Source organism: Pseudoalteromonas sp. UBA2102 (assembly GCF_002331165.1).
Taxonomy (GTDB): domain Bacteria; phylum Pseudomonadota; class Gammaproteobacteria; order Enterobacterales; family Alteromonadaceae; genus Pseudoalteromonas; species Pseudoalteromonas atlantica.
Map to the genome: position 1 here is coordinate 1 of NZ_DCYU01000042.1, position 26,237 is coordinate 26,237.

The following is a 26,237-nucleotide window of genomic DNA, read 5'->3' on the forward strand; positions in this document are numbered from 1 at the left end:
GCTTTTTTACGTCTGCAGAAAAGTAAAAATACATTCCAGGTATTATTCGCACAATCTCCACCACCTCCATAGCGTGGGTTGAGTATCACGAGTCCCGCGGATAAGGCTCACCACACATCTTTTTATGGTAAATATAGTGTTTTTATATATGTGTACCTTAGTCCGCACGACATTTGACAGCGTAGCACACCGACTCCTAAGAGCAGATCGCTGCTTGAGAAATGAAGCATTTTTTCTACGCCTCTAGAAAAGTGAAATACCTGCCGTTATATAGTTCCGACACTCCACCGTAGCGTGGATTGAGGCTCACGAAGCCCGCGATTAAAGCACGCAATATAACTTAAAGTAATGAATTAATTTTAAACAGTTCATAGGGCTTAGCTTATTATCAAGCGTAGCACTTTAAGTTTGGTATAAAGCGGTTTGACTATCTATATAGCTTTTGCTTTTATTTACGCTGCGTAAGCAGCTCGTAACTTATGACGTAGCTAGCTATGCAAGCAGGTTTAGATTGTTAAAAGCTCGTTTGATATTTTAAATAAGCTTTGTAATTAGCTTATAGTGTATTTAAATCGTTTCGTTTTAATGAGCCACCTAAAAAGGCCCAGGGCAAATAACAAAGCGCTGGCTACCCCTGATAAAACCCATAGAATTCGTAATGGCTGATCGCCAATGCTGCCATTGTGAAGTGGATGCAACCAGTTTTTAAATTTACTGGCAATGCTCATCTTATCTATATTAAAAACACTTATGAGCTCTCCTGTGCTTGCATTTACTTGCACATAACTGTGAGGAAAGCGATAAGAGGGATCGCTTTTGGTTTTGAACCTAAACCGATATACCGCATTGTGATTTGACGGGGTTTCTACCCATGCTAGCCGTGTATTTGGCATGGCCTCTTGTGCTGTACTAAGTGCTGCTGATAAGGAAATACTGCGCTGGGGTTTTATTATTGCGCTGTTAGGTCTATCTATATTTCCAAGCAGGGCTGTTATTAAAGGATCGGTTTGCTTGGGTATTGCTAACATTATGCCGGTTGCTGTTAATAAGATTAAAGGCAGAGCAAAAATTAAACCAAGCAACTTGTGCCAGTCATATAACACGCCCAGTAAAGAGCTGCGCGCTTTAAACTTTATAGCCTTAGTCCATAGCCCTTTTTTAGGCGACCAAGCGCATAGGCCTGATATGAGTAGTATAAGGCTACCTATTCCTATATAACCTATAACGATTGTACCAGCGCTACCTGCAAGTAACGAGAAGTGTACGTTATAAATCCAGGTAACAAAGTAGTTACCCCATACATCCTCACGTAATATAAGCCTGCCATCAGGGCTTAGCCAAACCATAAGTGGTGCAAAAGCGTGCTCCACTGTTTCGTTTGGGTTGTAATATCTTGCGGGAATATAATGTTTATTTTTAGTGCTTTCTAAACGCCACGAGCCTTGTTTATCTGGGTAGTGAGTTTTTAGTGTTTGATATGCGGTATCCCAATTTATAGGCCTCGCTGTTTCTGTACTTAAATTACTTATATTTTCATCTAGTTCGGGGTAATAAACGAGTATAGAACCTGTTAGAGCAATGAGTGCGAGTACACCCCCGATAGATAAGCCTAGGTATAAATGTACACGTCTTGCTATTTTTCGCCATGAACCATTAAAACGCATAAAAGAGTGACCATTAAAAATATGCAGTATAGGGATGGCGCATTGTATCTTTGTTTAATAGAAAAGAACTGCGACAAAATGTCGCAGCAATAAAATAATTAGCTTAGCAAACAAAAACGCCAGCTTTATAGGCTGGCGTTTAAATCAGGCTTGGTAATTAATTATGCTTTTGGGCCTGCATTTTTAATATCATCTGATACATCGTATTTAGCGAAGTTTTCAGTGAAGTCAGCGGCAAGTTTTGCTGCATATTCATTATATTTTGCTTTATCTTCCCATGTATTAATTGGGTTAAGTAGCTTGCTATCCACACCAGGGACTTCCACTGGTACGTCTAGGTTTAATACATCGATATGCTGAGTTTCTACATTGGCTAACTTACCAGATACGATTGCATCTATTACAGCGCGGGTAGTTGGAATATCAAAACGTTCACCAGTACCGTATGGGCCGCCTGTCCACCCTGTATTAACAAGGTAAACCTTTGCGCCAAATTCGCGTACACGCTTCATAAGCAGCTCAGCGTAAACACCTGCAGGGCGAGGGAAGAAAGGGGCGCCAAAACACGTTGAGAATGTAGATTCTATATCGCTAGTTGAGCCAATCTCTGTAGAGCCTACTTTAGCCGTGTAACCACTTAAAAAGTGAAAAGCTGCGGCTTCTTCGCTAAGTACAGAAACCGGCGGTAAAACACCGCTCACATCACAGGTTAAAAATACAACAGCTTTTGGCTCGCCAGCACGGTTTTCAACTTTGCGCTTTTCTACGTGCTCTAGCGGGTAAGCAGCACGGCTATTTTGCGTTAAGCTTGTATCGTTAAAGTCAGGTGTGCGTGTTTCATCAAGTACAACGTTTTCTAAAATTGTACCAAAGCGAATAGCATTCCAAATTACTGGCTCATTTTTTTGTGAGAGGTCGATACATTTTGCGTAACAGCCACCTTCGATATTAAATACGCTTCCTGGTGCCCAACCGTGTTCGTCGTCACCAATTAAAAAGCGTGTTGGGTCGGCCGATAAAGTTGTTTTACCAGTACCCGATAAACCAAAGAATAGTGCTGTATCACCCGCTTCTCCTACGTTAGCAGAGCAGTGCATTGGTAATACACCTTTTGCTGGAAGAAGAAAGTTTTGAACGGAGAACATCGATTTTTTCATTTCACCGGCATAACGCATACCAGCAAGTAACACTTTGCGTTGAGCAAAGTTAATAATAACAGTGCCGTCGCTGTTGGTGCCATCACGCTGTGGGTCACAAACAAACGAAGGTACATTCATTACCTGCCATTGGGGTAAATCAGATGCATTATAGTTTTTAGGCTCAATAAACATGTTTTTAGCAAAAATATGGTGCCACGCTGTTTCTGTAGTAACAACTACAGGTAGATAGTGCTCAGGGTCTGCGCCAACTTCTAAGTGAGAGGTGAAGTGGTCATTACTTTGCACATGTGCTTCTACGCGAGCCCATAAAGCGTCAAATTTGTCAGCATCGAATGGGCGGTTTACATTGCCCCATTGGATATCATCTTGCGTTGTTGCTTCTTTTACAATGAAGCGATCTTTAGGAGAGCGACCAGTGCGCTTGCCTGTAATTGCAACAAAGGCTCCATTTGCGGCTAGTGTCCCTTCGCCACGACGAATCGCATGCTCGACAAGTTCAGCTGCGGTTAAATCGACAAAACGTGTTGCGCTTGTAGTCATGTTTATACCTAACTATGTGTGAGAGTTTGAACGGGATAGCTCTGGGTTCTTAGTTCCCTTAAGCTGAAATTATAGTAACAGAAGGATTTGAGATATTCGAGCCTGTAAAGGCCCTAAAAACACATATATTTGCTAAAAAACATGAATAATTTCAATGATACCGGTGTCAGTAAATTAACAAAATTCATGACACCGGTATCATCATTTTATAATATAAAACCGCATATTTTGCGGCTTTATATTTGATTATGAGGTGGGGGCTAATTAAAAATGTTTTTAATATCTTGCTCGTCAAAAACATATTCTTTTAGGCAATAATGGCAGCTAATGTTAACAGCGCCATTTTCAGCAACATCATCAAGTAATGCTTGTTGGCCTACATTAACTAAAGCAGTAATGGTTTTCTCTCTACTACAGCCACATTTAAATGTAATAGCTTGCGGGTCAAATACGCGCGGGTTATCTTCGTGATATAAGCGCGTTAATACGGTACTGGCATCAAGCTCTAATAGCTCTTCGCGTTTAATTGTATCGCTTAAGGCTTCTAAGTGAGTGAAGTCATTAATTGATTTTTGCTTATCAACAGGCAGTACTTGTAAAAACAACCCACAGGCTTTGGCTTTCCCTTCTGTTGTGTCGGTTGCAAACCAAAGGCGCGTTTTTAGCTGTTCTGATTGCTCAAAGTAGCTTTCAATACATTTACTTAATGTATCGTGCTCAAGAGGCACTATGCCTTGATAACGTTCGCCTTTGGTTGGGGTAATGGTAATAACCATATAACCTTTACCTACAAGCTCTTTTACCGTTGTGCCGCTAACCTCGCTTTGCATGCGCGCAATACCACGCATATTTTGTTTATCGTCGCCGTTAATAACAGCGTATTTAACAGGGCCATCGCCTTGTAGCTGAACGGCTATTTCACCCTCAAACTTTAAAGTGGCAGTTAATAAACACGTTGCAACGAGTAATTCACCTAATAATGCTTTAACTGGCTCAGGGTAATTGTGATTAGCTATCATCTCGTTGTAGGCGTGCTCAATTTGAACGAGTTCGCCACGAACATCGAGTTTGTCGAATAAATAACGGTGAAGTAAATCTTGTTGCATGAGCGGCTATACCTAACTTGATTTCATTTTTAAAAGTTCGCGTCTTTGCTTTTTATCGGGCTTTTTATCCGGATGTGGAGCAAAGAAGCTGTTATTTTTGCGTGCGATGGCGTTTTCTTCGCGTTTTGCAATACTTGCATCAGTTTCTTGATACAAGGTCTGTGCAATGGGGGCGCTTTGGCGTTTTTCAAGCACTTTAAGTACCTTGATAAGCTTTTCATCAACGCCTTGGGCAAGCTTTATGGTTGCGCCAACCTCCACAATTTTACTCGCTTTAGTACGTTGCCCATTATAATGTACTTTGCCGCCTTGCACCATTTCGCGTGCAAGCGCACGGGTTTTATAAAAGCGCGCAGCCCATAACCATTTATCTAATCGAACTTTTGGCTCACTGTTGTGGTCTGAGTCGGCATTAGTATTATTTTTTTTACTCATTAGGCTTCTTCAATCGACTATTTATATATCGTAAAATTTATCATGAAATCATCGTAGGATGAAGGTATTACGGCGCATGCTGGTTTTTTAGTCAACATTACATTGTTATATTAATCTGTTTACAAAGTTTAATATTAGTGTGCTTGTTGAATGAAAAATGAAAGGGTACTATGGGTACGCGCTTATGCAGTAAATTAAAATAAGAACATTATTATGGAACAGCAAATTCAACAGCTTAAACAATTTTTAACACGGCTACCCCATGCTAAATTAAGCGCAGTAGTTACGCTGTTAGTCGTTGTTTATCTTGCTTATTTACTCTCAAAATTAGTTTGGCTGGTATGGCCACAACCGGTCTCTACACCGCTTACTCCATCTCACTATTCAGCCGCATCGAAGGCTTCTAGTACTACCTCAGTACAAAATATTATAGAGCAATTTTTATTTGGTAAAAAAACTGTAACAAATAAAACCAATACTGCGCAGCAAAACGAAGTAATTAATAATGCGCCAGAAACACGCTTAAGTATTAATCTAACCGGTATTGTTGCTGTAAGTAACGACGACAAGGCAGGTATTGCTATTATTGAGTCACAGGGGCGACAAGTTAGTTACTTAGTTGAAGAGGTTGTACAAGGCACCCGTGCAGAGGTTGCGCAAATACTTCCCGATCGCGTTATTTTAAGTGTAAACGGGCGATTTGAAACGCTAATGCTAGATGGTCTCGACTTTAGTAAAAAAGTGTCTATGCCTGTCCTTGCCGCTCGCGAAGCACAAGACATGGGGCCGCAAAAAATAGAGCAAAGCGAGTTGCAAATTAACGCAACCGCTGACCCAGATGTAAAAGAAGCAATAATAGAAACACGAGAAGAGCTACTAAGTGAGCCTGGTAAGTTATTTGATTATATTCGTGTTTCACAAGCAATGAGCGATGGCGAGTTAATCGGCTATCGCTTGAGCCCAGGTAAAGAGCCTGCTCTGTTTAAACAAATGGGCCTACAGAATAATGATTTAGCCGTGGCTATTAACGGCTACCAATTAACAGATTTACAACAGGCAATGGCAGCTATTAATGAGCTGCGTAATACCAGCGATGCCACAATTACGATAGAACGTGATGGTGAGCAAATCGATGTGCAATTTAGCCTGCAATAACTTAGCTTTGGAGTTTTAACATAATGGTTCAGGTGCTACACCTCAAAAAAATTAAAAAAGGGTTAGCTAAGTACGCAGCGCTTTTTTTAGCAGCCAGTATTTCGTTGTCGGTTTCAGCTGTTGAATATGCTGCAAACTTTAAAGGCACAGATATCAACGAGTTTATAAACATTGTTGGTAAAAACCTTAATAAAACAGTGATCATTGACCCAAATGTGCGCGGTAAAGTAAACGTACGCAGTTATGAGTTAATGGATGAAGCGCTGTACTACCAATTTTTCTTAAATGTACTCGAAGTGTATGGCTACTCAGCAGTAGAAATGGACAACGGTATTATCAAGATTGAAAAAAGCTCTGACGCTAAAAAATCAAATGTGCCGCTAATTACAGAAAACAGCGCTGCATCGGGCGATATGATGATCACCCGTGTGGTACGCGTTAAAAATGTAAGTGTTCAAGAGCTTGGCCCATTAGTACGTCAATTTAGCGACCAAAAAGACGGTGGCCATGTAGCAAACTTTAATGCTGCCAATGTCATGATGCTTACTGGTCATGCAGCGTCGGTTAATCGCTTAGTAGAAATTATTCGCTCGGTGGATCAAGCCGGTGATAAGCGTGTAGATATTGTTAAGCTTAAATATGCAACAGCAGATGATGTAGTATCGGTTGTTGAAAATATTTACAAAGACAGCGGTAAAGGCAGTGTTCCTGAATTTTTGATCCCTAAGGTGGTTGCCGATGGCCGTACTAATAGCGTAATAGTAAGCGGTGAAGGGCAAGCCCGTACCCGTGCTATAGAACTAATTAAGCGCCTAGATGGCGAACTTGAAAGCCAAGGTAATACCAAAGTATTTTACTTAAACTACGCCAAAGCAGAGGATTTAGTAAAAGTACTGCAAGGCGTAAGTAAAACGCTTGCAGAAGATGGCCAAGGCACAAGTAAAACTCGCACAAACAATAAAAACGATGCCAGTATTGAAGCCCACCCTGACTCAAACTCATTAGTTATTACAGCACAGCCCGATACCATGCGCTCATTAGAGACCGTGATTGATAGACTCGATATTCGCCGTGCGCAAGTACTTGTAGAAGCGATTATTGTTGAAGTAATGGAATCGGATGGCGTTAACTTAGGTACGCAATGGATTTCGGAAGATGGCGGTATGTTGCAGTTTAATAATGGCTCAACTGTGCCTGTAGGCTCATTAGCGGTTGCAGGTATTCAAGCGCAAGACACCACAACCACACAAACAATAATAGGCACAGAATCAGGTAACGTAACCAGCTACGATGAAACAACTGAGGGTGATTATTCGGCACTTGCCTCGCTACTAAGTGGTGTTAATGGCTTAGCGTTTGGTTTAGTTAAAAACGACTGGGGTGCAATTATTCAGGCCGTTTCAACTGACACTAACTCAAACATACTGGCTACACCTTCCATTACCACCATGGATAACGAAGAAGCGTCGATGATAGTGGGTCAAGAAGTGCCCATTATTACTGGTTCGCAAACAGGCAGTAATAACGATAATCCATTTCAAACCATTGAACGCCAAGAAGTGGGTGTAAAGCTAAAAGTAACCCCACAAATTAACGATGGCTCAGCAGTACAATTATTAATTGAACAAGAAGTATCGAGTGTAAGTGGTGCAACCGCTGTTGATATTTCTGTTAATAAGCGCGCCATTACCACAACCGTTATGGCTGATGATGGCGGTATGGTTGTATTAGGCGGCTTAATTGATGAAGACGTACAAGAGAGTGTATCTAAGGTACCAATTTTAGGTGATATTCCAATTTTAGGTCACTTATTTAAGTCAACCAATACGACCAAACGTAAGCGTAATCTTATTGTATTTATTCGCCCAACAATTATTCGCGATGGCGTTAATATGAATAAGTTAAGCTTTAATAAGTATAACTTTATCCGTGGCGAGCAAATGAAAGAGAAAGAAGATGGCATAGAGCTTATGCCAAATTCAGATGTTCCTTTACTTCCATCTTGGGATGATGAGCTTATTCTGCCACCAACTTATGAAGAGCACTTAAAAGCATTGAGCTCTAAAGAACGTGCAGAGCGTGAAGATGACTAGCGCAATAGAACAAATAAACGAAGACGTGGTTCATCGTAGTGATGAAACACGCTCTGAGGAGTTACTTACAAGTAACGATTTAGTTGAGTTGCCTCCAAAACGTTTACCTTTTTCGTATGCGCGCAGAGCGGGTGTACTGCTTAGTAAAAATAATGAACAGCAAATTGTGTATTACCGCGGCGAGCTAGATGTTGAAGTATTGCTAGAAGTACGTCGCATTGCAGGTAAAGGCTTTACCCTCGAGCAATTAGCTGACGATAAATTTGAGTTACTATTAGAGGCTGCGTATCAGCGCGACAGCTCTGAAACACAACAAATGATGGAAGATATTGGTAATGAGGTCGATTTATTCTCCCTTGCCGATGAGCTCCCACAAACCGAAGATTTATTAGCCGGCGATGATGATGCGCCTATCATCAAACTAATCAACGCCATGTTAAGCGAAGCAATTAAAGAAGGTGCATCCGATATACATATCGAAACCTTTGAGCAAGAGCTCGTGATTCGCTTTAGGGTTGATGGCGTATTAAAAGAAGTGCTTAAACCTAATCGTAAGCTTGCTTCGTTATTAGTATCGCGTATTAAGGTAATGGCGAAACTAGATATAGCAGAAAAACGTATTCCGCAAGATGGTCGTATTAGCCTGCGTATTGCAGGGCGTGCAGTAGATGTACGTGTATCTACCATGCCATCTAGCTTTGGTGAGCGTGTAGTACTGCGTTTACTTGATAAAAACAATGCCCGCTTAAACCTTGAAGATTTAGGTATGACGCCGCAAAACCGAGAGTTGTTTGCTGATTTAATTAGTAAACCACACGGTATTATTTTGGTTACTGGCCCAACGGGTTCTGGTAAAAGTACCACCTTGTACGCCGGTATGAGCCAAATAAATTCTCGCGATCGTAATATTTTAACGGTAGAAGACCCAATAGAGTACGAAATTCCGGGGATTGGCCAAACACAAGTAAACACCAAAGTAGATATGACCTTTGCCCGTGGGCTTCGTGCAATATTACGTCAAGATCCCGATGTAGTAATGGTCGGTGAAATACGTGACCTTGAAACCGCGCAAATTGGCGTGCAAGCATCGCTTACAGGTCACTTAGTTATGTCTACGCTACACACCAATACCGCCTCGGGCGCAATTACCCGTATGGAAGACATGGGTGTAGAGCCATTCTTGCTGTCATCGTCATTGTTAGGCGTGCTGTCGCAGCGCTTAGTACGTACTTTATGTAATAGCTGTAAAGAAGGTCACACTGCTGATGAACGTGAGTGTGAGCTGCTAGGAGTACCTTTTGATAGCGCACCTACAATTTACCGCGCAGTAGGCTGTGAAGAGTGTAACTTTAATGGTTACCGCGGCCGTACTGGTATTCATGAATTACTCGTGGTTGATGAAGAAATACGCGAAATGATCCACAGCGGTAAAGGCGAGCAAAGTGTTGAAAAATACATTCGCCAAAAAAGCCCAAGCATACGCCAAGATGGCTGTAGCCGCGTACTGGCAGGCAAAACAACCCTTGAAGAAATTCTACGCGTTACCCGTGAGGAAGCCTAACCATGGCGGCGTTTGAATACCGTGCCCTTGATGGCCGAGGGAAAGAGCAAAAAGGCATTTTAGAAGCCGATACAGCTAAGCAAATTCGCCAAGCGCTGCGCGAAAAAAAACTTACGCCGCTTGAAGTTGTCCCTGCAGCAGAAGGGGAAAAGCAAGTTAGTGGCGCAAAAACGCCGTTATTAAGTCGTTTTTTTAAACCCAGCGTATCAACCTCCGATTTAGCCCTTATTACACGCCAGCTTGCTACGCTCATTCAATCGGCATTGCCAGTTGAAGGGGCTGTCATGGCGGTGGCAGAGCAATGCGAAAAGCCGCGCTTAAAACGTATGCTTATGTCGGTACGTTCAAAGGTAGTAGAGGGTTATACACTGGCCGATGGCATGAGTGAATTTCCACATGTATTTGACGATTTATACCGAGCAATGGTAGCCGCAGGTGAAAAATCAGGGCACCTTGACCAAGTATTAAATCGCCTTGCCGATTACACCGAACAGCGCCAACACATGCGCAGCCAAATTACTCAAGCCATGGTTTATCCTACCATTTTGGTTATTTTTGCTATTGGTATTGTTTCGGTTTTACTCGGTACCGTAGTGCCTAAAATTTTAAAAACCTTCGAAAAAACTAAGCAAGTACTGCCTTGGACAACCGAATGGGTTATGGCAGGCAGCCACTTTGTACAAAATTATTGGTTTATAAGTTTGTTAGTCATTACTGCGCTGGCAGTAGGCATTAAACATGCACTTAAACAACCTAAAATACGCTTTTGGTGGGACGACCGCGTACTGCACATGCCTGGTTTTGGTAAAGTAGCGCGGGGTATTAATACCGCGCGTTTTGCACGTACGCTCAGTATTTTATCGTCAAGCTCAGTACCACTACTTGAAGGCATGCGCATATCGGGTGGTGTATTAGCGAATAAAAAAATGAAAAAATCAGTGGCAGATGCTGCCGATAGAGTCAGTGAAGGTGCAAGCCTAAGAGCGGCTTTACAGCAAACCAAATTGTTTCCACCGATGATGCTGCACATGATCGCCAGCGGTGAAAAATCAGGTGAGTTAGAACAAATGTTAGAGCGCGCGGCTAATAACCAAGACCGTGAGTTTGAAAGCATGGTAAACGTATCATTAAAATTATTAGAGCCAGCAATGATTGCCTCAATGGCGGTGATTGTTTTGTTTATAGTAATGGCTATTTTACAGCCAATAATGGCAATGAATAAAGCGGTAGGACTTTAAGCTTTAAGGGGTTAGCTAAGTTAGTATTTACTTAGATGACGCCAAATTAAATTATGTTTTTGGAAAATGAGGTATTTACGTGAATAAACAATCAGGTTTTTCTTTACTCGAAGTAATGGTGGTATTGGTTATTATCGGGATGATTATGTCAATTGTGGCGCCTAATATTATGGGCCAACAAGAAGAAGCTGCTATCGATAAAGCACATCTAGATATTCAACAGCTTGAAGATGCAATGAGCTTATACAAGCTTAAAAATAAAAGCTACCCAAGCACAGAGCAAGGCTTAGAAGCATTGGTCAATAAAACCAGCATTGAGCCAATTCCAAAGCGTTTCCCTGATGGTGGTTTTGTAAATGAATTACCAGAAGATCCATGGGGCAACCCGTACCAGCTAATTAGCCCAGGTGAAATTGGCAAGTTTGATATTTTTTCAATGGGACCTGATGGCGAAGCCGGTACCGATGATGATATTGGCAACTGGAACGAAGACGAGCAATAAATGCGACTTAACCCAGCAGTATGGTTAAATACGATTGCACGAGGCTTACTATGCAAGTAAGCCTTAATCGTATGCGCGCCCACCACCTTGGGTTTAGCTTAATAGAAATTTTAGTGGTACTTACTATTATCGCATTTGCGACCAAAATGGTGGTATACAGCTTAGAAGGCGGTGCCGAAGATGAGCTTGATACACAAGCGCTTAGGCTGCATACCACCATTAACATGGCCTCTGAATTTGCTATTTTAAATCAAATAGAACTTGGCTTGATGGTTGAAGAAAACACCCTTGAGTTTTTAGTATTTGATGGCGAAAAATGGATTACCTTTGACCGAGAAGACCTTTACAAGCCCATTGAGCTGGATGAACGGTTAAAGCTCACGCTCAATTTAGAAGATTTAGCTTGGTCACAAGAGAACTTACTTGAGCAAGCTAATTGGCGTGAGCTAATGAGCGGCGGCGATGACGATAGCTTATTAGAGCTTGAAAAACTAAAAATACCGCAAGTCCTTATTTTATCATCTGGCGAGGTCAGCGCCTTTCAGCTTATTGTTGAATTAAAAGAGCAAAGCGAGCCTGTGTATTACATTGAAGGGGAATTTACAGCCCCTGTTAATTTGCGAAAAGAGCCATAATAATGAGGCTAAATAAAGGCTTTACCTTACTCGAAGTGCTTGTGGCGTTAAGTATTTGTGCTATGGCTGGGATTGCAGCTATGCAAGCAACCGGCGAGCATATAAATCATTTAACAGCACTTGAAGAGCAAACATATGCATCGTGGGTGGCAGAAAATGTGCTTGTGGTGCAGCGTAGTAAAGGTAAAGACTGGCAGGCTAAAAATGGCGCGCGCGGCAGCGAAGTAATGGCGGGCGTTGAGTGGTTTTGGAAGCAAGAAATAGCAAAAACTGCAGACAAAAGCTTTGTAAAAGTGACCATAAATGTTTTTAGCGACGAAAAATACGAGCAATCGGTGTACGAGCTTTCAACTTATTTAAATAAAGGCAGCTAATAAGTGAAGCAGCGCGGATTTACATTAATCGAAGTATTAGTTGCTATGGCTATTTTAGCGGTGGTGATTATGGCTACTCACCAAATTTTAGACTCAACCACCAAAGCAAAAGAAGCGTCTGATGAAAAAATAGCGGAGCTTAACGGCCTACAAACCGCATTTAGGTTAATGGATCAAGACTTTAGCCAAATGACTCAGCGCACTGTACGTAACGAAGCCGGTGATGCGCAAGAGCAATACTTACTAGCAGGGCGTTATATATTAGAAAGCCAATACGATGGTATTGCGTTTGTACGTGATGGCTGGGTAAACCCAATTAATTTGCTGCCTCGTTCTGAATTACAAGCCGTAGGGTATAGAGTGCTTGATGACAATTTAGAGCGTGTATACAGAGTGTATGTAGATCAGCTTGATAATATGGAGCCGCGGGTACAAGTTGTTTTAAAAGGTATCGAAGAGCTTAAATTTGAATTTTTAGATGCCAACAACGAATGGCAAGAGCAATGGCAAATAAAAGCCTTACCTAAAGCGGTTGCGGTTACTTTACAACAAATTGAGGCAGAGCCTATTCGTCGTGTTTTTTTAGTACCCGGGCAGGGCAAAAACAGCGGGGAGAGTAATTAATGAATAAGCGCGAATCACGCGGTGCCGCATTAGTTATTGTGCTGTTTATTGTTGCACTAGCCGCGATATTAGCCGTAGAAATGAGTGCTAATTTAATGGTGCAGGTTCAAAAAAGCACTAACCTGCAAGGTCACCAACAAGCAAAGTGGTATGCCTACGGCGGTGAAGAGCTGGCAATAAAGGCACTAAAGTTAAGTAAAGACGATGATCCTGACAAAACCTCGTTAGATCAGGTTTGGGCCACGCAAGGCGACACCCAATACCCTGTAGATAACGGTACTCTAAGCGGTAAAATTACTGACTTACAGGCGTGTTTAAATTTAAATGCATTAGGGGAAGCACCAGACCCAAACTCTACCAGCAAAACCAACCCTGCTCATAAAGCACTATTTGCATTATTAGAAAACATTGAAGATTTACCTGCCGAGGAAAGCGAAGAAGCAATGGCAGACAGTGTATTTGACTGGCTTGATGAAAACAGCATTACCTATCGTTCAGGCGCTGAAGAAGACGAGTATTTATCGCGTGATTACCCTTATATGAGCGCAAATAGTTTATTTGCATCACCTTCTGAGTTGCGTTTGGTAAAAGGTTTTAATCCGCTAGTAATGGAAAAGGTATTACCTTTTGTGTGTGTTATTCCCGGGTCTCCCTTATTATCGATTAACGTCAATACGTTACTTCCCGAACAGGCACTTATTTTAAGTGCCATGATTGACGAATTATCGTTATCGGGCGCAGAGGCCGTTATAGCAGCTCGCCCTGAAACCGGATTTGATAGCGTGGATGAATTTTTTTCCGAGGTACAGCAGCAAGGCGGTACAAATTTAGATTCGGTTAAAGAACTATTTAGTATTAACAGCGAATATTTTAAATTACAAACGCAGGCGACATTTGTCGATTTGCGTTTTTCGATGACCACATTACTTCATGCCAAAAATGGCGAAGTAACGATACTGGCGCGAAAATTTGGAGGCGTACAGTGACAGAAATACTGCTGATCCGCACGGGTCAAACAGAGCAAGATAAATTAAATTGGTTAATTTATTCACCACAAGAACAAGAAATAATTGCCAGTGGGGAATTAACCGATGCAAGCCGTTTAAGTGAGCTAAGTGAAAAAGCGCAAACCCGCGAGGTAGTGGTATTACTGCCTAGCGATCAGGTGCAGCTTAAAACAGTGGCGTTGCCGACTAAGTGGAATCGTAAGTTAGAGCAAGCGTTGCCATACATGCTTGAAGAAGACATTGCGTGCGATATAGACGAGCTATTTGTCGCAATTGGCGAGCCCACTATGATTAATGAGCAGCATGCAATTAAAGTTGCCTTAACTGACCGCGAGTGGTTTGAGGCTTGGCTTGCTTTATTTTCAGAGCATAACTTGGCGGTATACACCATTTTACCTGATGCCCTGCTACTGCCTACAGCCGATGATGATACATTAACCGCCATAGAGCTTAATAATCAGTGGTTATTTAAAAGAGGCGATTGGCATATTAGTGCCGTTGAGAATAGCTGGCTAAGGGATTACTTAAGTGCACTTGGCGAGCCGAGCGTAAAGCACTATAGCCCAGCTAATCAGTTTCCTGAATGTATTAACCTAATTTCGCAAGCAAGCGACTACGATTTACCATTGGCTTTATTTGCTAAACAACTTACCAGCGTTAAATTTAATTTACGCCAAGGTATGCACCAGCTTAAAAAGAAAAGTGCACTGTGGTGGGGTTATTGGAAAGGCGCAGCCATTATTACCGGTGTTGCTTTATTTGCTACCATTGCTATAAAGCTTGTTGAACTAAATCAACTTAACTCGCGTGTTGAGCTTGCTAAAGCCCAGGTAGTGGATAGATACCAAAAAGCATTCCCCGGAACTAAAGTACGTCCTAACTTAATTAAAAGCCAAATCAGGGGCGCGCTTAAAACCATTAATGGCGAAAGTGAAGCTGGATTTTTAGATTTGACCAGCCAATTGGTTGGCGTTTTTTCGCAAGTAAGCGAATTTACGCCAGAAACCCTACGTTACGATAAACGCCGTAATGAGCTGCGAATACGCGCACGCGCAAAAGACTTTCAAACGTTTGGTAAAGTAAAAAGTATACTTGAGCAACAAGGGTTAACGGTTGAACAAGGGTCGTTAAATAACGATGGCGATTTTGTCGTAGGCGAAATTAAACTGCGAGGTGCAGTATGAAAAAGCAAATAATGCAATACTGGCGCTCTTTAAAAGAGCAAGAGCAGCAATTGATTATGGTTGCTGGTGGTATATTTGTTGTTTTTGTTTTAGTAATGGGGATTTTTAGACCTCTAAATAACGCCATAGATAAAGCTAAAAAGTCGTACGTCACTCAGCAAGAGCTGCTCGTATGGGTTGATGAAAGCATAGTAAAGTTAAAAGCGGCGGGTAACACGCAGGCAATTAGCAATCAAAATATTAGCCAAGTGGTTAATTCAACGCGTAGTCGTTACCGTATTACTATTAGTAAAATGCAGCCTAACGATAACTCGTTACGTTTAACGCTTGATTCGGTAGAGTTTAATCAATTAATAGAATGGTTAGACGAACTGGTTAATCAGCATGGCTTAACAGTAGAGAACCTTGATTTAAGCAAAGATGATAAATCAGGGTTTGTACGTGTAAGCCGCTTAGTACTAGAGAAGTAATTAATGAAAAAAATAATAATATTATCAGTGGTATTTTTTATTAGTTTTATTGTGTTTTGCATAATGAAATTACCAGCGGCCATTGCGTTAGACCTAGCTAAGCCGTACTTACCAAAACAGCTTGAAATAGGGCAAACCGTAGGAAGTGTATGGCAAGGTCAAATGATGCAAGTGCGCTATCAAGACGAGCAGCTAAATAATGTACGCTGGGATATTGCTGGCTGGCAGTTATTTACGGGTAATTTAAATGCTAACTTAAAATTTGGTAATCCGCGTGAGCGTAGCGATATTTCGGGCTATGCTGATGTGAATTACGGATTATTTAACAATGTGGTTAAAGTTACCGATGGTTTAATTCGCTCGACCGTAGAGCGTGCCATGCAACGTATTGCACTACCTATACCAGCTACGGCTAAAGGCCGAGTCATTTTAGAGCTTAACGAGTACACCTCAGGTGTACCTTATTGTGAGTCATTAAAAGGCGAGATTGCTAGCCCAAATATAGATGTTAAAGGCTTTAATGGCTGGTTTAATATAGGGCCACTGAGTGGCATGTTAAGCTGTAAGTCGGGCGATATAGCTATTTTGGTCGACCCAGATAACACGTTAGGCCTTGAAGCCGACGCAACACTTAAAGCTAACTTTGACTTTAAAGTTGCAGGCTATGTTAAACCTGATGCCAGCTTACCAAAAGATGTACACGACGCGGTTAAGTTTTTAGGCCGCCCCGATACACAGGGCCGCTACCCACTAAATTTTTAATGTAATAAAAGAGATTTAATGCAATTACCACAGTTTAACGAACAACACGCACAGCAATTAAGTGCATTTTTAAGTACTCAACCTCAGGCTATGTCATTAACACAAAGCCAAGGCTATCTATTTGGGGTTATTTGTTCGCCAAGCCCATTAGAAGTTCACCAGTGGTTAGCGCATATAGTGCCTAATACGGCTAACGATTTAGACGAAGAAATACTGTTTTTATTTATGGCGTTGTACCATCAAATTAGTGAGCAAGTATTTGAAACCGGTTACAAGTTACCCGCCAATTTTGACCTAGACTATACCCAAGCGTGGAGTGAAGGTTTTTTACGTGCTACTCATGAGTACGCACAACCTCTATTAACAGCTCCCGCTTTAGAGCCTCAGTACAAAGAAGCACTAGAGAGTGCGCTAAGTACGCTTAGCTTTTTTGCTGTGGATGAGCAAACAAGAGTGCAAATTGCGCAGCAAAATAGTATGACACTCGAAGCCTTATATCAGTATCAGTACGAATCAATGGGCGACTTTGCATTAGGTTTTGCCGAGCTTATTGAGGTGGTAGCCATAAACAGTGGGCTGATTACAGATGAAGGGTGGGAAGAGTAGCCTTTAGGTATATTAAACGGCGCTTAGAATAATTAAGCGCCAAGTTCTAAAATAATATCAGTGCAGCCTTTTTTACACTTAACAACGCCTTTACCCGGCTCGCTGGTGGCTAAATCGAGTGTTAACACCTCGCCGCACTGCTCACAATGCAAGGTTTTTCCTTGCGATAGCTTTTTAAGTATTGTGCGCTGTTTATGAAAAGAGTCACTCGCTTTTTTGTTTAACTGCGAAAAATCCACTACTTAGCTCTCTTTTGTTCTAATGCATCCGATACAATTTTACACACTGTATTTAAACGCTCTTCGTAAAAATATAAATTTAGGTCGCGCTCGCGGCAATAACGTAAATGAAATAACTGCACTGAATCATCAGTGGTAAAGGTTTTTTCAATATATTCGTGTTCAGACTCAGAGAGCTTTAACGCACTGCTAATGCGGTTTTTAGCCATATTGGCTGCTGGGCTACGGTTTATTTTGCTCGCATCACTTAAAAAACCCACACCTTCACCTAATAGCTTTTCGCGGGGCTCTTTAACTAATGGGTGATCAATAGTAAAAAACGCAAGGATCAGAATGACCAATATAATAAACTTTTTCATGAATGCGTAAACCTTGATCTTAATGGGGTAAATTTAGCAAGCAGTGTAATAAACTGCATTTTAAAAGCAAGTAACTGAGATGAATAAATTATTAGCATTCTATACCTGTAATTTTAGCCAGTATTGTTATAATAGCCAACAGCAGTTAGATATTTCTGAAATATCTGAAAGTATTCAAACAGCTGATTATTTAAACTAATCACACTTACCATTAACGAACTACAGTTACAGTATAGAATACGCACATATTGCTACGTTTTTATTTCCAAGCGGCGTTGAGGAACTTCGATGGACAAGCAAATTAAAGTAAAGAATATACCTGCAGAGGTTAAAATCCAACAACCGGATTTAAGCCGTCAAGACGACAGGTTTAACCCACGTAACCGAATTTATGTTCGCGCAGTAAAAGGGCTTCATCAGTTACTTAGACAGCGTATAGGCTTTTTAGGCATGCTTGCCTTTATGCTTTTGCCTTGGATAAATTTTAATGGCCAGCAAGCTGTGTTATTTGATTTAGTTGGCCAAAAGTACAATATTTTTGGGCTAACGCTGTGGCCGCAAGATTTCACTATATTAGCCTTTATATTTATGTTGGCCGCGTTTGCACTCTTTTTGGTTACTACCTTTTATGGCCGAGTATGGTGTGGCTATACCTGCCCGCAAACTGTATGGACCTTTATATTTATTTGGTTTGAAGAAAAGTTTGAAGGCACAGCGAATCAGCGTAAAAAGCTAGATCAACGCCCGATGGACTTTGATAAGTTTTGGCGAAAAACAGCAAAGCACACCAGTTGGGTTTTATTTGCCTTATATACGGCTATTTCGTTTGTCGGATACTTTACGCCTATCCGTGAATTACTCCCTGACTTTGTTACCTTTAATGTAGGTGGTTACGCGCTGGTAAGTATTATTTTCTTTGCAGCGTGTACTTACGCTAATGCAGGGTGGATGCGTGAAATTATGTGTTTACACATTTGCCCCTATTCACGTTTTCAATCAGCTATGTTTGATAAAGACACTTACACCGTAACGTACGATGAAAAACGCGGCGAAAGCCGGGGCCCACGTTCGCGTAAAATTGCCCACGAAGATTTAGATATGGGCGATTGCATAGACTGTAACTTGTGTGTACAGGTGTGCCCTACAGGGATAGATATTCGTAATGGTTTGCAAGCCGAGTGTATAAACTGTGGCGCATGTATTGATGCCTGCGATGGTGTAATGGATAAAATGGATTACCCGCGGGGTCTTATTTCTTATACTACTGAGCGTAATCTCGAAACACCTGAAAATAAAACCAACCCACTGCGAGCTAAAATCATAGGTTACACGGTCATACTGGTGGTGCTTACCAGTGCGCTGGTGGCTAACATTGCATTTAGAAAGCCTATGGACTTTGACATAATACGAGACCGTAACCAACTGTATCGAGTTGACTTTAATGGCTTGGTAGAAAACACCTATACATTAAAAGTAATCAACAAGGCGCAGTACGAGCAAACCTTTAATATTGATGTTCAAGGCCTTGAAAACTTTAAGTACATTGGCAAGCAAACATTTACAGTGCAAGCAGGGCAATCGCATAATGTGCCACTGTCACTTGTGATGGACCCGTATGATTTAAAAGCGCCAATGACGGAGTTTAACTTTGTACTTTCACCGGTTAATGACCCCGATGAAAGCATATCGCAACCGAGTAACTTTTTTAAAGCGCGATAAACACACTAACAAAAGCGGGGTAACCCGCTTTTTACATTAAGAAGCCCATGAGTAAATTTAGTTTTGAAGATTTAACGCCCGACTTAATTCTCGATGCGATAGAAAGCGTTGGTATATATGCAGAGTCAGGTTTATTAGCACTTAACAGCTACGAAAACAGAGTCTACCAATTTAAGGCGGAAGATGGCCTGCGCTACGTTGTTAAGTTTTACCGACCAGAGCGCTGGAGCAAAGCGCAAATACAAGAAGAGCACGACTTTGCATTTGAATTAGCCGAGGCCGAAGTACCCGTTGTTGCACCTATTAAGCACAGCGGAGAAAGCTTATTTGAGCACCAAGGTTATGTATTTGTGTTATTTCCAAGTGTAGGCGGGCGACAATTTGAAGTTGATAACCTGGATCAGCTTGATGTAATGGGTCGTTTAATTGGCCGTATGCATCAGGTGGCTAAAAGCAAAGCATTTGAGCACAGACCTACCTTTAGCTGCGAAGAATATTTGCATACAGCTAAAGTTCATCTGCAAAAAAGTAATTTGGTACCTATGGGGATCAGCACGGCTTTTTACACCATATTGGACTTGGTTATTGAACAAGCGCAAGCACAGTATAAAAATGTGCAAGGGATCCGCTTACATGGTGATTGCCACGCAGGTAACATTTTGTGGGCAGGCGAAGCACTTATGTTTGTTGATTTAGATGACGCTCGTCAGGGGCCGGCCATTCAAGATTTATGGATGATGCTCAGTGGCGATCGTCAAACACAGCTGTTACAGTTAGACACCCTTGTAAATGCGTATGAAGAGTTTTGTGATTTTGACCACACTCAACTCAAATTAATTGAACCGCTTCGTGCAATGCGTATTATTCACTATATGGGTTGGGTAGCTAAACGATGGAGTGATCCTGCGTTCGTACGGAACTTTTCATGGTTTGCTGAAGACAAATACTGGGAGCAACAAATTTTAGCGCTTAAAGAGCAGTTTGCAGCACTGCAAGAAGCTCCGCTGAAGTTATTGCCATAAAATTTTATTTAAAAAGTACACGAGATACCAATGCTTAAAAAATTGAAACTGAGCCTACTACTTTTATGTTTACCATTTGCAGCCCTTGCTGCACAGTTTGAAGCCGATAACCAGTATACTGTTATTGATGTAGAAAAAAGCGCAGAGCCGCAAGTAACCGAATTTTTCTCGTTTTACTGTCCGCATTGTTTTAAATTTGAGCCTGTTGCAAAGGCAATTGAAAAAAGCCTACCTGAGGGCACTGAATTTATAAAAAATCACGTTAACTTTTTAGGCGGTGTATCACCACAGGCACAAAGCAACTTAAGCTACGCCTACTTAATCGGTAAAAAGCACGGTCAAGCACAAAGTATCAGCGACCAAATTTTTAAAAGTATTCATGTACAGCGCGCACCTTTAACGCAAATGAAAGACGTTAAAAAGCTGCTTGAAGTTAACGGTATCGATAGTGCAACGTTTGATCAAGACATTGCCAGCATGCCAATTATTTCAGCTGAGCGTGCAATGCAAGATAAACAAAACAAATATTCAAAACTAGGTGCGCTAACTGGTGTGCCTACCTTTATTGTAAACGATAAATATAAAATAAACATTAACACCATTAATAACCAGCAAGAACTGAATGAGTTAGTTGCTTTTTTACTAACACTTTAATCTCGGAGAACAATAACAATGATCAAATTAGTTAAAGCAGGTTTACTTGCATTACTATTGCCTATGGCTGCGAGCAGTGTAGCCGCCACTTATGAAGAAGGCGTACATTACGATGTAGTTGCTGAGCGCGCGACTAAAAAGCCAGAAGTAAAAGAGTTTTTCTCATTTTATTGCCCTGCTTGTAATAACATGGAAGCGTTAATTGGTGAGTTTAAGCCAAAGCTAGACAAAGACGTTAAATTTAAAAAGAGCCATGTTGATTTTGTCGGTGTTCGCGATCCAGAAAACCAACAAATGATGAGCCAAGCGCTGGCCACTGCGGAAGTACTTCCACAAAAAGATAAAATTGTTGCGGCTATTTTTAATCACATTCACACTAAGCGCGCTAAATTTAACGAGCTTGCAGATGTAAAAGATGTATTTGTAGCGCAGGGTGTTGATGGCGATAAGTTTGATAAACTATACAAAAGTTTCTCGGTACGTACATTAAGCTCTAAAATGAAGCGTGACCAAAATTACTTTAAAGAAAAAGGCGCGCTACGTGGCGTACCAACCTTTATCGTAAATGGTAAATACAAATTAAACCTAGGCCGTGAGTCTGGTATTACCGCGCCAGAAGATATTAGTAAATTAATTAATTATTTAGCGAACAAGTAAGGTTTGCTAAAACAAAAAAGCTCCGTAAGGAGCTTTTTTGTTTATAGGGATGTAGTAATGGAAAAAATATTAATATCGAGTTGTTTATTTGGCTTACCTGTTCGATACGATGGTAAAAGCCAAGCATTATTACACCCGCAAATTAATGTATGGCGTAAAGAAAATAGGTTAGTTATGTTTTGTCCTGAGGTGGCTGGTGGATTGCCAACACCTAGAGCATCAGCAGAGATAAAACAAGGCAGAGTAGTAACGAGCACTTATGAGGATGTAACTAAAGAATTTAAATCAGGTGCAGCTAAAGCCCTAGACTTATGTAATGAGCATGCAATTCGTTTTGCTTTACTTAAAGAGTCGAGCCCTTCGTGTGGTAGAAATACAATTTACGATGGTAGCCATAGTGGGGTAAAAGTACAGGGCATGGGTATGACTGCTAAGTTGCTGATGGAGCATCAAATTGAAGTGTTTAGTGAAAATCAAATACCAGCACTTATAAAGGTGCTGGCATTATAATATTAACTCACTATTTTCTTTGTAAGAAAACACCCGATTCTATGTGATGCGTATAAGGGAACTGATCAAATATCGCAAAGCGCTTAACATTATGAGTACGGGTTAAATGATCTAAATCGCGCTCAAGCGTTTCTGGGTTGCACGATATATAAATAATGTTCTCGTAGTTGGCTACTAAGTCACAGGTAAGGGTATCCATACCTGCGCGTGGAGGGTCGACTAAAATAGTTTGGCAATCGTAACTTTTTAAATCTATCCCCTCTAAACGCGAAAAGGTACGTTCGCCATTCATTGCCTGGGTAAACTCTTCACTCGACATACGAATTATATCTAAGTTATCTACCTTATTTTTAGCAATGTTGTATTGCGCTGAATGCACAGAAGACTTAGATATTTCAGTAGCCAATACGCGATTAAACGAACCCGCCAATGCAATAGAGAAATTACCATTACCACAGTAAAGTTCCAGCAGATCATTACTCAGTGGTTTACATAAGTCTTGTGCCCACTCCAGCATTTTTATATTCACTTTAGCATTAGGTTGCGTAAAGCTATTTTCTACTTGTTGATAAATAAGCTCCTGGCCGTTTATGGTTAAACGCTCAGTAACAAAATCATTGCCTAGTACTTCTTTTTGTTTGCGCGCACGACCGATAAAGTCAATGTTGTATTTGCTGCTCAGTTTTTCTTTCAGGGCTTTTATTTCAGTTAGCCACTGCTCATCGAGTGGTTTGTGATAAAGCAAGCTTACTAAAATCTCGCCACTTAATGACGATAAATAATCGATTTGAAACAGCTTACGGCGTAATACTTCACACGACTTTAAATTATCAATCATCACCTGCATAACCTCACCAACTAATGGCGCGGCAGGGTCAAAGGTGTCGACGCGAATTTTTTCTTTCGTGGCCTGATCAAACATAATATGAAATAGATCGTCCCCATCGTGCCATACTCTAAATTCAGCACGTTGGCGGTAGTTAATTGGCTCTGAGCTAAACACCTCTAACGCTTGCACACCAAATCGCTTAAATTGCGACGTAATACGCTGCTCTTTTTCATTTAGCTGCGTATCGTACTGTGTGGTATCTATTTTAATCACTGCCATTAATGCTACTACCTTATTTATGAGATCTATTTATCGGCGCTATTGTAGGGAGCGAGCAGTATTTGTCTAGTTTTGCTGATAATAAAGTTGCTGTTTTTTTAAACATGCACTTTAGTTTTGTCACTATTAGCCGATAATAAGCTAAGTACGTAACGGAGGTGGATCATGAAAATCGGTAATTATGGCTATACGCCAAACAACAACGTAAACAAATTCAATAATAAAGAGGCGCTACAGCAGCCAACAATCCAATCTCCGCAAGAAAGTTCATTACAGCGAGGCAGAGAACTTGCTGCAAAAGTGCTTGGCGACAAAATGGCAGAGCAGCTAGGTTTACCTGTTGAGCAAAAACAAGCCGATAAACCTTTATTCGATTTTGATGAAATAGTAAAAAATGTACTCGACTTTGTATCTGGCGCAGTTAATAAAGCCAAAGCCAATGGTGCCGATGACGATAAATTAAAAAATATGTTAGATGATGCGCGCTCAGGTGTTCAAACCGGTATAGACGAAGCGGTTGATGAACTAAAAGGCACCGGTGTATTTAACGAAGAAATGCAAGAGGGCATCGACAAGTCAAAAGAAGGCATTTTTGAGGGGCTTGATGAGTTTGAGCAAACCCTATTTAACCCACAAGCGGCCAGTGTTAGCGTAAGCCAAGCACAATATGTAAGCATGAGCAGCAATGCCGAGTATAAGTTTACAACGGCCGAAGGTGATGAGGTCAGTATTAGCTTTGCTGATGCATATGAGTCTCAAACAGCGAGCGGGTATCAACAAAGCAATAACAGCGAATCGTTTGCCAGCTCGTCGTCGCAATCTCGAGAGCTGTCTTTTTCAATGTCAGTTAATGGTGATTTAAACGAGCAAGAGCAAGATGCCATTAACGCCATGATGGAAGAGCTACAAGGTGTAAGTAAAACATTCTTTAGCGGTGATTTGGATGAAGCATTTGAAAAAGCACAAGAACTGAGCTTAGGCAGTGAGCAACTTGTTGCATTTTCAATGGACCTTCGTCAAACAAAAACAGTCGCTACCGTTAAAAGTTATGAGCAATATCAGCCAAACCCAACAAAAGAGGTAGCCGATGCGATCGCACCTTTTAATGACGATCTAAAAAATGCATTTGATAAAGCATCGCAACTAGGCCTACAAGATCAGCTTGCCGGTATTATAGAGTGGCTAAACCAAGATCAAGCAGCGGTCGATCAGCTAGTTGATTACACACAGGCAATGTTTGAAAACCTAAACCAATTAAATTCAGCGGGCGATGCACTCGACGGGCTAAAGTCTGAGCAAAGCTAAACTACTTTCTTTTATAAATAACTCATGGCAAACTGCCGTTCTTAATAAACAGTAGGAACCAAAGTTTGTCAGCCCACATAATGGTATTTGATTCAGGTATAGGTGGCACCACCGTGCTTGAGCATATTCAAAAGCGTATTCCAGATGCACAGTACAGCTACTTTATGGATAATGCGTTACTCCCTTATGGCGCGCAAACCCAGCAAACTATTATAGGGCGTTTATGCTCACTCATTTATTTTATTGAGCAAAACGCGCTTAATGTCGACCTTATTGTTATAGCCTGCAATACAGCCTCTACATCAGCCTTAAGTGAAGTACGCAAAATTACATCAATACCTATTGTAGGCGTAGTGCCAGCAATAAAGCCTGCTGCTGAAGTAACTAGCACAAAGCACATCGGCTTATTGGCAACCCCCGCCACAGTTGCAAGCCCCTATACTCATACATTAATAAAAGAGCATGCCAGCAACGTAACAGTGAGTTTATATAGCAGTGTTGAGCTGGTGGCATTGGCAGAGCAGTTATTTTTCACTCAGCAGCTAGATACACTCAAACTGCATAAAGAGCTTACGCGTTTGCGCATTAACTCAGATATAGATGTACTTGTACTAGGTTGCACACATTTCCCAATTCTTAGCGATGCTATACAAGCGTACTTTAATAACGCAGTGCAATTACTCGATTCAGGCGCGGCCATTGCTAGCAGAGTAAACTACCTACTAGAGCAGCATAACTTTGGAAATAAATTTACAGACAAAAAAAAGCCGCTGCAATATTATGCAACGGCTGATGTTTTGAGTAATAAGCTAGCTATAAAGCACGTTACACTGATTGATCCGTCTCAGTACGTAAAGAGCTAGAATCATCTTCTTGTTTTTGTTTTGCCTCACGTACTTTTAAAGTACGCTGTTGGAACTCACTATCGTTTAACTTAGCAATTGCATTGTCTGCATCTGCCTGTGCCATTTCAACAAAACCAAAGCCACGACGTTTGCCAGTATTTTTATCCTTTAATAGGCGCACGTTGAAAACTTTACCTTGTTCTTCAAACAAAGCGCGAACAACACCTTCATTTGCACGATAAGGAAGATTACCAACATAAAGTGTTTTTGTTTTAACTTCAGCTTCTTCACCACCTTCCGATGATATTGCAGCAATAGCAATCCCACCAATTAATAAACCAGCACCAAATAGCAATGCTGGGCTTAAAGCTAAGCTGCCTAAAGCAAACTCAACAATAACAAAACCAACTACAGCAAGAATAACAGAGAAGATAAAAGATTTTTGATCGGGTAATTTCATTTTAGATCTACCAATAAACAGGAAATAAACATTAATTTAACATTGTGAACTTGCTATCTTAACGTCTTAAACGAACATAGCAATGAAATTTATATTAAATAATAAAAATCAGTATAAAAAAGCATCATCTTAGCCAGTGATTTAGCTAGTTTTATACTGTTTTGCTCTATTTTTGTTCGAACAGTAAAAAGATCTAAAAAAAGGGTTGATCTGTTTTCGGATCTCCCTATAATGCGACCCCAC

At 41.0% G+C, this 26,237-nt stretch carries 28 protein-coding genes; 20 read left to right on the plus strand and 8 right to left on the minus strand.

The features are described 5' to 3' along the window. Positions 1 to 551: 551 nt before the first annotated feature. The 4 genes from B2R65_RS04995 to hslR all read right to left on the minus strand — a co-directional run bounded on the left by B2R65_RS04995 (position 552) and on the right by hslR (position 4,905). Entirely contained in the window at positions 552 to 1,664 is a 1,113-nt protein-coding gene (locus B2R65_RS04995; RefSeq protein WP_286741404.1) for a PepSY-associated TM helix domain-containing protein, read from the minus strand. A 161-nt stretch (positions 1,665 to 1,825) separates the two neighbouring features. Then, positions 1,826 to 3,364, minus strand: a complete 1,539-nt coding sequence (locus B2R65_RS05000) for a phosphoenolpyruvate carboxykinase (protein ID WP_004588454.1) — start codon at positions 3,362 to 3,364, stop codon at positions 1,826 to 1,828. A gap of 260 nt (positions 3,365 to 3,624) precedes the next feature. Continuing rightward, the gene (gene hslO / locus B2R65_RS05005) at positions 3,625 to 4,470 is read right to left on the minus strand and encodes an Hsp33 family molecular chaperone HslO (RefSeq protein WP_054983941.1); all 846 of its coding nucleotides are present in this window, start codon (positions 4,468 to 4,470) and stop codon (positions 3,625 to 3,627) included. Between the two features lie 12 nt (positions 4,471 to 4,482). Then, positions 4,483 to 4,905 carry a ribosome-associated heat shock protein Hsp15 gene (gene hslR / locus B2R65_RS05010; protein ID WP_024032559.1) on the minus strand — a complete coding sequence of 141 codons (423 nt, stop codon included), beginning with the start codon at positions 4,903 to 4,905 and terminating at the stop codon, positions 4,483 to 4,485. A 213-nt stretch (positions 4,906 to 5,118) separates the two neighbouring features. Here hslR and gspC point away from each other — a divergent pair, with 213 nt between their 5' ends. From gspC to B2R65_RS05075, 13 genes are all read left to right on the plus strand, one after another. Continuing rightward, on the plus strand, positions 5,119 to 6,060 hold the full coding sequence (gene gspC / locus B2R65_RS05015) for a type II secretion system protein GspC (protein ID WP_054983940.1): 942 nt from the start codon (positions 5,119 to 5,121) through the stop codon (positions 6,058 to 6,060). A gap of 23 nt (positions 6,061 to 6,083) precedes the next feature. After that, positions 6,084 to 8,153 (plus strand): type II secretion system secretin GspD, encoded by a 2,070-nt coding sequence (gspD, locus tag B2R65_RS05020; protein WP_024032557.1) that lies wholly within the window; start codon positions 6,084 to 6,086, stop codon positions 8,151 to 8,153. Then, a complete protein-coding gene (gene gspE / locus B2R65_RS05025) occupies positions 8,146 to 9,714 on the plus strand; it encodes a type II secretion system ATPase GspE (RefSeq protein WP_064387296.1) in 1,569 nt (522 codons plus the stop codon). Before gspD ends, gspE begins: the two co-directional genes overlap by 8 nt. 2 nt (positions 9,715 to 9,716) lie before the next feature. Further along, positions 9,717 to 10,952 carry a type II secretion system inner membrane protein GspF gene (gene gspF / locus B2R65_RS05030; RefSeq protein ID WP_004588448.1) on the plus strand — a complete coding sequence of 412 codons (1,236 nt, stop codon included), beginning with the start codon at positions 9,717 to 9,719 and terminating at the stop codon, positions 10,950 to 10,952. 79 nt (positions 10,953 to 11,031) lie between these two features. Next, positions 11,032 to 11,454, plus strand: coding sequence for a type II secretion system major pseudopilin GspG (gspG, locus tag B2R65_RS05035; protein ID WP_004588447.1), 423 nt, complete (start codon positions 11,032 to 11,034; stop codon positions 11,452 to 11,454). Between the two features lie 50 nt (positions 11,455 to 11,504). Continuing rightward, on the plus strand, positions 11,505 to 12,089 hold the full coding sequence (locus B2R65_RS05040) for a pilus assembly FimT family protein (RefSeq protein WP_054983937.1): 585 nt from the start codon (positions 11,505 to 11,507) through the stop codon (positions 12,087 to 12,089). A 2-nt stretch (positions 12,090 to 12,091) separates the two neighbouring features. Next, the gene (gene gspI, locus B2R65_RS05045; RefSeq protein WP_286741409.1) at positions 12,092 to 12,463 is read left to right on the plus strand and encodes a type II secretion system minor pseudopilin GspI; all 372 of its coding nucleotides are present in this window, start codon (positions 12,092 to 12,094) and stop codon (positions 12,461 to 12,463) included. A 3-nt stretch (positions 12,464 to 12,466) separates the two neighbouring features. Next, complete coding sequence (gene gspJ, locus B2R65_RS05050) at positions 12,467 to 13,087, plus strand: type II secretion system minor pseudopilin GspJ (RefSeq protein WP_004588444.1); 621 nt, start codon at positions 12,467 to 12,469, stop codon at positions 13,085 to 13,087. Continuing rightward, a complete protein-coding gene (gene gspK, locus B2R65_RS05055; protein ID WP_024032552.1) occupies positions 13,087 to 14,073 on the plus strand; it encodes a type II secretion system minor pseudopilin GspK in 987 nt (328 codons plus the stop codon). The genes gspJ and gspK overlap by 1 nt, the downstream gene beginning before the upstream one ends. After that, positions 14,070 to 15,278: a type II secretion system protein GspL gene (gspL, locus tag B2R65_RS05060; RefSeq protein WP_286741411.1), complete on the plus strand. Its 1,209-nt coding sequence runs from the start codon at positions 14,070 to 14,072 to the stop codon at positions 15,276 to 15,278. Before gspK ends, gspL begins: the two co-directional genes overlap by 4 nt. Beyond that, positions 15,275 to 15,748, plus strand: a complete 474-nt coding sequence (gene gspM, locus B2R65_RS05065; protein ID WP_138578558.1) for a type II secretion system protein GspM — start codon at positions 15,275 to 15,277, stop codon at positions 15,746 to 15,748. Before gspL ends, gspM begins: the two co-directional genes overlap by 4 nt. 3 nt (positions 15,749 to 15,751) lie before the next feature. Then, entirely contained in the window at positions 15,752 to 16,510 is a 759-nt protein-coding gene (locus tag B2R65_RS05070; protein ID WP_286741413.1) for a type II secretion system protein N, read from the plus strand. A gap of 18 nt (positions 16,511 to 16,528) precedes the next feature. Then, positions 16,529 to 17,116: a UPF0149 family protein gene (locus B2R65_RS05075; protein ID WP_286741415.1), complete on the plus strand. Its 588-nt coding sequence runs from the start codon at positions 16,529 to 16,531 to the stop codon at positions 17,114 to 17,116. A 32-nt stretch (positions 17,117 to 17,148) separates the two neighbouring features. Here the strand turns inward: B2R65_RS05075 and B2R65_RS05080 are convergent, their stop codons facing one another. Continuing rightward, entirely contained in the window at positions 17,149 to 17,355 is a 207-nt protein-coding gene (locus B2R65_RS05080) for a hypothetical protein (protein ID WP_004588438.1), read from the minus strand. Next, positions 17,355 to 17,714 carry a hypothetical protein gene (locus B2R65_RS05085; protein WP_004588437.1) on the minus strand — a complete coding sequence of 120 codons (360 nt, stop codon included), beginning with the start codon at positions 17,712 to 17,714 and terminating at the stop codon, positions 17,355 to 17,357. The genes B2R65_RS05080 and B2R65_RS05085 overlap by 1 nt, the downstream gene beginning before the upstream one ends. Positions 17,715 to 18,002: 288 nt before the next feature. Here B2R65_RS05085 and ccoG point away from each other — a divergent pair, with 288 nt between their 5' ends. The 5 genes from ccoG to B2R65_RS05110 are packed head-to-tail and all read left to right on the plus strand — an operon-like array spanning position 18,003 to position 22,276. Next, on the plus strand, positions 18,003 to 19,433 hold the full coding sequence (gene ccoG / locus B2R65_RS05090; RefSeq protein WP_029773308.1) for a cytochrome c oxidase accessory protein CcoG: 1,431 nt from the start codon (positions 18,003 to 18,005) through the stop codon (positions 19,431 to 19,433). 47 nt (positions 19,434 to 19,480) lie between these two features. Beyond that, entirely contained in the window at positions 19,481 to 20,455 is a 975-nt protein-coding gene (locus B2R65_RS05095; protein WP_286741417.1) for a serine/threonine protein kinase, read from the plus strand. Between the two features lie 30 nt (positions 20,456 to 20,485). Beyond that, positions 20,486 to 21,109: a thiol:disulfide interchange protein DsbA/DsbL gene (locus B2R65_RS05100; protein ID WP_024032543.1), complete on the plus strand. Its 624-nt coding sequence runs from the start codon at positions 20,486 to 20,488 to the stop codon at positions 21,107 to 21,109. 18 nt (positions 21,110 to 21,127) lie between these two features. Continuing rightward, the gene (locus tag B2R65_RS05105) at positions 21,128 to 21,766 is read left to right on the plus strand and encodes a thiol:disulfide interchange protein DsbA/DsbL (protein WP_004588433.1); all 639 of its coding nucleotides are present in this window, start codon (positions 21,128 to 21,130) and stop codon (positions 21,764 to 21,766) included. Between the two features lie 57 nt (positions 21,767 to 21,823). After that, positions 21,824 to 22,276, plus strand: a complete 453-nt coding sequence (locus B2R65_RS05110; RefSeq protein ID WP_138542501.1) for a 2-thiouracil desulfurase family protein — start codon at positions 21,824 to 21,826, stop codon at positions 22,274 to 22,276. 10 nt (positions 22,277 to 22,286) lie between these two features. Here the strand turns inward: B2R65_RS05110 and trmA are convergent, their stop codons facing one another. After that, entirely contained in the window at positions 22,287 to 23,384 is a 1,098-nt protein-coding gene (gene trmA / locus B2R65_RS05115) for a tRNA (uridine(54)-C5)-methyltransferase TrmA (protein WP_286741420.1), read from the minus strand. Positions 23,385 to 23,549: 165 nt separating this feature from the next. Here trmA and B2R65_RS05120 point away from each other — a divergent pair, with 165 nt between their 5' ends. After that, positions 23,550 to 24,689, plus strand: coding sequence for a DUF5610 domain-containing protein (locus B2R65_RS05120; RefSeq protein WP_286741422.1), 1,140 nt, complete (start codon positions 23,550 to 23,552; stop codon positions 24,687 to 24,689). Between the two features lie 65 nt (positions 24,690 to 24,754). After that, positions 24,755 to 25,552: a glutamate racemase gene (gene murI, locus B2R65_RS05125; RefSeq protein WP_286741423.1), complete on the plus strand. Its 798-nt coding sequence runs from the start codon at positions 24,755 to 24,757 to the stop codon at positions 25,550 to 25,552. Here murI and B2R65_RS05130 read toward each other — a convergent pair. Then, positions 25,515 to 25,994, minus strand: a complete 480-nt coding sequence (locus B2R65_RS05130; protein ID WP_004588429.1) for an RNA recognition motif domain-containing protein — start codon at positions 25,992 to 25,994, stop codon at positions 25,515 to 25,517. The two genes, murI and B2R65_RS05130, sit on opposite strands and share 38 nt — an antisense overlap. Positions 25,995 to 26,237: the final 243 nt, after the last annotated feature.